The sequence below is a fragment of the Tsukamurella soli genome (assembly GCF_039541155.1).
Lineage (GTDB): Bacteria > Actinomycetota > Actinomycetes > Mycobacteriales > Mycobacteriaceae > Tsukamurella > Tsukamurella soli.
On sequence record NZ_BAABFR010000180.1, the window covers coordinates 1 to 5269 of the forward strand.

The 5269-nt window shown below is 70.8% G+C and carries 7 protein-coding genes and 1 pseudogene; 2 read left to right on the top strand and 6 right to left on the bottom strand.

Annotated features, from left to right (window positions below; all coding sequences use genetic code 11):
- Positions 1-247 precede the first annotated feature (247 nt).
- Positions 248-1075 carry a DUF6928 family protein gene (locus ABD908_RS26495; RefSeq protein ID WP_345001765.1) on the top strand — a complete coding sequence of 276 codons (828 nt, stop codon included), beginning with the start codon at positions 248-250 and terminating at the stop codon, positions 1073-1075.
- A gap of 13 nt (positions 1076-1088) precedes the next feature.
- Here the strand turns inward: ABD908_RS26495 and ABD908_RS26500 are convergent, their stop codons facing one another.
- From ABD908_RS26500 to ABD908_RS26515, 4 genes are all read right to left on the bottom strand, one after another.
- Positions 1089-1382 carry a DUF2537 domain-containing protein gene (locus ABD908_RS26500; protein WP_345001767.1) on the bottom strand — a complete coding sequence of 98 codons (294 nt, stop codon included), beginning with the start codon at positions 1380-1382 and terminating at the stop codon, positions 1089-1091.
- A 2-nt stretch (positions 1383-1384) separates the two neighbouring features.
- A complete protein-coding gene (locus ABD908_RS26505) occupies positions 1385-2206 on the bottom strand; it encodes a TrmH family RNA methyltransferase (protein WP_345001769.1) in 822 nt (273 codons plus the stop codon).
- A 132-nt stretch (positions 2207-2338) separates the two neighbouring features.
- Complete coding sequence (locus ABD908_RS26510) at positions 2339-3544, bottom strand: MFS transporter (protein ID WP_345001772.1); 1206 nt, start codon at positions 3542-3544, stop codon at positions 2339-2341.
- 24 nt (positions 3545-3568) lie between these two features.
- A complete protein-coding gene (locus ABD908_RS26515; protein WP_345001775.1) occupies positions 3569-4015 on the bottom strand; it encodes a MarR family winged helix-turn-helix transcriptional regulator in 447 nt (148 codons plus the stop codon).
- 35 nt (positions 4016-4050) lie between these two features.
- Between ABD908_RS26515 and ABD908_RS26520 the strand changes: the two genes are divergently transcribed.
- Positions 4051-4293: a DUF2530 domain-containing protein gene (locus ABD908_RS26520; protein ID WP_345001777.1), complete on the top strand. Its 243-nt coding sequence runs from the start codon at positions 4051-4053 to the stop codon at positions 4291-4293.
- Between the two features lie 249 nt (positions 4294-4542).
- Here ABD908_RS26520 and ABD908_RS26525 read toward each other — a convergent pair whose 3' ends face one another.
- Both ABD908_RS26525 and ABD908_RS26530 read right to left on the bottom strand, forming a co-directional pair.
- Positions 4543-4857, bottom strand: a complete 315-nt coding sequence (locus tag ABD908_RS26525) for a hypothetical protein (RefSeq protein WP_345001779.1) — start codon at positions 4855-4857, stop codon at positions 4543-4545.
- Positions 4858-4867: 10 nt separating this feature from the next.
- Positions 4868-5269: pseudogene (locus tag ABD908_RS26530) on the bottom strand (hypothetical protein); the annotation flags it as partial.

The window sequence follows — 5269 nt, forward strand, 5'->3', positions numbered from 1 at the left end:
CGGCCCGCGCGCCTGCGCGAGCCCGGTGCGGTCGCGCGGTCCGGACAGAACGGCCCCCACTCCGCGCATCGCGGACGTCCCGAGATGCCCTCGTGGGAGGATGTGCTTCTGGGAGTCCGCGGGGCCGGTCACAGCTGACCGAGTGGCCGCGGGCGTCCGAGCGTGACATGATCCGGCCCAGCCGGACGAGAGGACGGCACAGCCACCGCCTGCGGTGGCACAGCCGAAGCGACGAGGAGGGTCCCGAGTGGGTGCGCGTGCGGCAACGATCTGGTTCTCCGATGTAGCGGATCCGAAGGGCCGTCTCGCGATCGCGGGTGCGTCGGACGAGGTCCCGGCACGTGCGATCGCGGAGCGCATCCTGGGCGGCGAGGCGGCCGCGGCGCAGACCGACCTGGCCGCCGCAGCGGACCCGGCCCCCGGCCACGTGTACGTGGGGTCGTACGGCGGACTGACGGTGGTCACGCACGCCGACGTGGCGGTGGTTCGGCCGTCGGAACTCGACCCGTCCTGGTTGGACCTGGTGCGCGCCGCACAGACGTTCCTGCTGGTGACCCATCCCGACCGGTCGATCGGGGCATTCGCCCACTGGTCGGGCGACGAACTCAAGCGGTCGTTCGCGGCGCACCCCGTGGACATCCTCGAGGACATCGGGCTCCCCGAACTGTTCGAGGGTCCCTTCTGGGCGGGCGAGCGGCCGCTCGCGTACGCGCCGGGCGTGGACCCCGACCCGCGCGCGCTGCCCTTCCACCCCATGGAGTTCGCCGAGCAGGCCAACCGTGAGTGGCTGGGGTTCCGCTACACCTACCCGCTTGCCGAGACCGACCTCGATCCCGCCCGTATCCCCGTACTCGACTTCTGGCTCGCCACGGCTGCGGCCGGCCCCGGCTTCGACCCGACGACCGTGGGCGCGGTGCCCGCCGGCGGACCGGAGGACGCGGTCGCGGTGCCCGCGGGACCGGGCAGCGAGACGGCCGCCCCGGACTGGGAGCCACACCCCGATCAGTCGCAGTGGGCGCCCGCCGACGGTGACGATGCGCGCAAGGGCAAGGTCCGGCGCTGGTTCGGCTTCTGAGCCTGAGCCGCACTCAGGTCGCGATGAGGATCGCGACCACGATCAGCCACGTCACCGCCAACCCGGCAGCGGCACCCCCGGCGAACCATCGTGCCACGGGGCGAGACCTCGCCTGCGCGATGAGCGGCACGGCGCCCGCCGATCCGAGCAGCAGCAGCGCGACGCCCAGCCACCGGCTCACCGCGAGACAACCGCCGAACAGCGCCACACCGACCCCCGCCGTGTAGGCGGCGATCATCGCCGCCACCGTCAGGCCCGTGGCCCACGGGGTCGAGCGCGGGCGGCGCGCCGGGCACGGGAGCGTCATCGTCAGCCCCGAGCGCGCTCGTAGAGTGCCAGCGCAGCGGCCGTCGCCACGTTGAGCGAGTCGGTGCCTCGCGCCATCGGGATGGCGGCGCGCGCATCGGCGGCGTCGAGGGTCTTCGCGGTGAGGCCGGGCCCCTCGGCACCGACGAGGAACGCGACCCGCTCCCCGTCCGCCGCATGCTGCAGGCGGGTGTCCCCGCCCGGGGTCAGGGCGACGGTGCGGAAGCCGCGCGCCCGCAGGGTGTCCAGGGCGTCGACGGGCCACCCGGAACCGTCGACGCCCAGGCGCGCGAACGGCACCAGCAGCACGTGCCCCATCGAGACCCGCACCGCCCGTCGGTAGAGCGGGTCCGAGCAGCGTGGGCCGAACAGCACGGCATCGGCGCCCAGCCCCGCTGCGTTGCGGAAGATCGCACCGAGGTTCTCGTGGTCGTTGACGCCCTCGAGCACCACTACCGTCCGGGCGCCGTCGAGGAGTTCCCCGGCGTCCGGTGTGGGTGGGCGCCGGGCCGCAGCGAGCACTCCGCGGTTGAGATGGAAGCCCACCACGCGGGCCATGAGGTCTGCGGTGACCCGGTAGCAGGCGGGCGCGTCCGCGCCCAGTCGGTCGAGCGCCGGGGCGAGGCGCTCCAGACGGGCGGCCACGCCGAGCACGGCATGCGGTCGGAAGCGCGACGCGAGCATCCGCTCGACGACGGGGACGCCCTCGGCGATGACGACGCCGCGGCCGGTGTCGGGCCGGCGGTCGGCGTCGGACAGGTCACGGAAATCGACCAGGCGCTCGTCCGCCTGGTCATGGATATCGATGATCCGCAGTCCCGTCACGGGGCGATGGTAGTACGGGCGGCCGCCGCCGCACTCGCCTCAGGCCGACACGCGCGCGCAGACTTCTTCGTTGTGCGCATCATGTCGCCGATATTCGTTTCGGTTGAACAATGAAGCAGATACTCCGCGCGGTCAGCCCGCATTCGTGACAGGCCTGCGGCGCAGGACCGCGATACACGCCACGCACGAGAGCGCTGATATAGCGCCACCGGCGATCAACGGCGCGGCCGCGGTGGTGGCGTCCGCGATCCACCCGAGCAATGGCGCGCCCAGCGGCGTGCCGCCCATGAAAGCGAGCATGTAGATTCCCATCACGCGGCCCCGGAACTGCTTGTCGACGCTCAGCTGAAGCCTGCTCATCGCCGACGTCGTGAACGTCATCTGCAACAGGCCGACGGGGATCAGCAGCACCGCGACGATCCAGAAGACCGGGACCAGGCCCGCCACCGTCTGACACACGCCGAAGGCGATCCCGGATGCCAGGAACCGGCGCATCGACGCCTTGCGCGAGCGCCGGGCGGCCACCGCCGCCCCCGACAGTGTGCCGATCGCGAGCGTCGTCGACAGCAGGCCGTAGGCGTTGGCGCCCAGGTGGAAGCCGTTCCTAGCCAACGCCGACAGCGCGAGCGGGAAGTTGATGCCGAATGTGGACACGAAGAACACGACCACGACCACCACCAGCAGGTCCGGCCGCTTCCACACGTAGCCGAAGCCCGCCCGCACCTGGCCGCGGGCCCGCTCGACCGGCGGCGCCTGGAACAGTTCGGGCACCCGCATGGCCAGCAGGGCGCCGATCACCGCCGCCGTACTCACGGCGTTCGCGAAGAACACCCACCCCGTACCCACGGCCGCGATCAGCACGCCGGCGATCGCCGGCCCCACGATTCGAGCCCCGTTGAACACCATCGAGTTCAGCGCGATCGCGTTGGGCAGCAGCTCCGGCCCGACCATCTCGATCGAGAACGACTGGCGGACCGGGGCGTCGACCGCCGATACACAACCGAATACGAACGCCACCAGGAACACCTGCCACAGCCTGGCCACGCCGGTCAGGACCAGCGCCGCCAGCACGGCCGCGCACAGCGCCGACAGCGACTGCGTCAGGACCAGCAGGCGACGCTTGTCGTACCGGTCCGCGAGCACCCCGGCCCATGGCGACAGCACGAGCGTCGGCCCGAACTGGAGGGCCATCACGATCCCGACCGCCGCAGCATTCGAGTGCGCGAGGTCCAGCACCAGCCAGTCCTGCGCGACGCGCTGCATCCAGGTCCCGATGAGCGAGACGACCTGGCCAGACACCCAGTATCGATAGTTCCGCGTCCGTAGGGACGCGAACATGGAAGGACCCGGCATACCGCGGGATCAGGCCTCTGCAGCGATCAGCTTGTTCAGGATCACGACCGCATCGCCCAGAGTGGTGACGTCCTCGTCCGAGAGCTGCTCGAGCTTGCCCCGCAGCCACGCCTCGCGGGCCCGCGCCTCGCCGTTGATCACGTGCTCACCCTGGTCGGACAGGCTCACGATCACCTGACGCCCGTCGGTGGGGTGCGGTTCGCGGCTGACCAGTCCCAGATCCGATAGCGAGGCGATCACGCGCGTCATCGACGGCGGTTGCACGCGCTCCCGCGCGGCCAGCTGGCCCGGCGTGAGCGGCCCGTCGTTCGCGAGGGCGTTCAGAGCCGACAGCTGGGTGAGGGAGACGGTCGAGTCCCTTCGCCGTCCTCGGAGGTGCCGAGCGAAGCGGACCACAGCTAGTGCGAGGTCGCCAGCGAGACGCTCGTCATTATCAGTCACGGCGCTAGAGTACATCTAACGAACTATTTCCGTCGACGAACCGGAGGGTCATGTCCGCCCAGGCGCCCGCATTACCTCGGCAAATTACCGCGCCACTACCCGTGGTTATAACAGGTGCAGTGTTGTGGCTCGTTGCACTGATAGTGACAACGGTCTTCCACGGCACTTTCGGCGATGCCTGGATCACCTGCGTTGCGGGCGTCGCAGTGGGGGTGTTCGGCACCGTCACCTTCGTCAGGCAGCGGCACGCGGCGCGCCGGGGCGCGCGGGGGGCACAGCAAGGGCTCGTCTGACCCGGTCCGCGACCACCACGATCACCACACCACGCACCCATTCGGCGACCACGTCGGACGCGCGGTGCGCGGCGAGGCAGACCCGACCGCGCCGACCGCGAACCAGGGCCGCAGCGCACCCGGCCGCAGCTGCGCCCCGCGCGCCGCCGGCCATTCACCGGATCGACGACACGGTCGCCGCTCACAGCTCGCGGGCCGCCTGATATCGCGTGTACAGAAAGCACGATAATCCCGACACGAGACATGGAATCAATCCCATACCGCGGTCGGGAATGCGGGTGATTCTATTTCGACGAGCCGAATTGGAATGGGTGGCATTTCTCGGTCGGCCACGCTCTCGATGACATTCATCAGAACACATCCTATGACCGGCGTCACAACGAGCATTAACGCGTACGAGAACGGATGTAGCACGACCAGCGGGAATGCGGCGACGACCGCCACCCCGGCGAGCGTCCGAGTCGCGCCCGGCCCCGAGACGGCACGCAGCACCGCCGTCATGAATGGTGTGCGGGTCTGCACGAAGAATTTCAAGAAGCCGGAATCGACGGGACCGGGCCACATCCCGTCTCGCTCAATTCACCCCGGCGGAGCCGCCGCGGTCGCGTGCGACATGCAGCCCGGAACCGTCGATCCACCACGGCACCGCGACCACGCGAGTGCCGCATCGCACCTCGAGCCGCTCGTGCACCGTGACCTCGGGCGCGTCGGGCAGGGCGCCGACCGCGGTGGCTACCACGACGCCCGGATCGGCGCCGCGGGCGAGCCGCACACCGCTGCTCACCACCACCGCATCGCAGGCCTCACTGGCGAGCGGCAGGTCGAGCACGTCCGCCAGGTCACCGGCCCGCTCGAGGCCGCCGAACACGAAATCCTCCAGCACGAAGCGCAGCTGCGCGCGGTCGAGCACCGGCACGGCGCCGGCCGCCGGGCCGCCGACGACCCGGCCCCCGACCGTGCGCACCGTGGCGGGTGG

Bases quoted from the DNA above. Each gene is read 5' to 3' on its own strand.
- ABD908_RS26500 (WP_345001767.1), bottom strand. From the start codon at position 1,382: ATGACGCTCCCGTGCCCGGCGCGCCGCCCGCGCTCGACCCCGTGGGCC.
- ABD908_RS26515 (WP_345001775.1), bottom strand. From the start codon at position 4,015: ATGTACTCTAGCGCCGTGACTGATAATGACGAGCGTCTCGCTGGCGAC.
- ABD908_RS26510 (WP_345001772.1), bottom strand. From the start codon at position 3,544: ATGTTCGCGTCCCTACGGACGCGGAACTATCGATACTGGGTGTCTGGC.
- ABD908_RS26520 (WP_345001777.1), top strand. From the start codon at position 4,051: ATGTCCGCCCAGGCGCCCGCATTACCTCGGCAAATTACCGCGCCACTA.
- ABD908_RS26525 (WP_345001779.1), bottom strand. From the start codon at position 4,857: ATGTGGCCCGGTCCCGTCGATTCCGGCTTCTTGAAATTCTTCGTGCAG.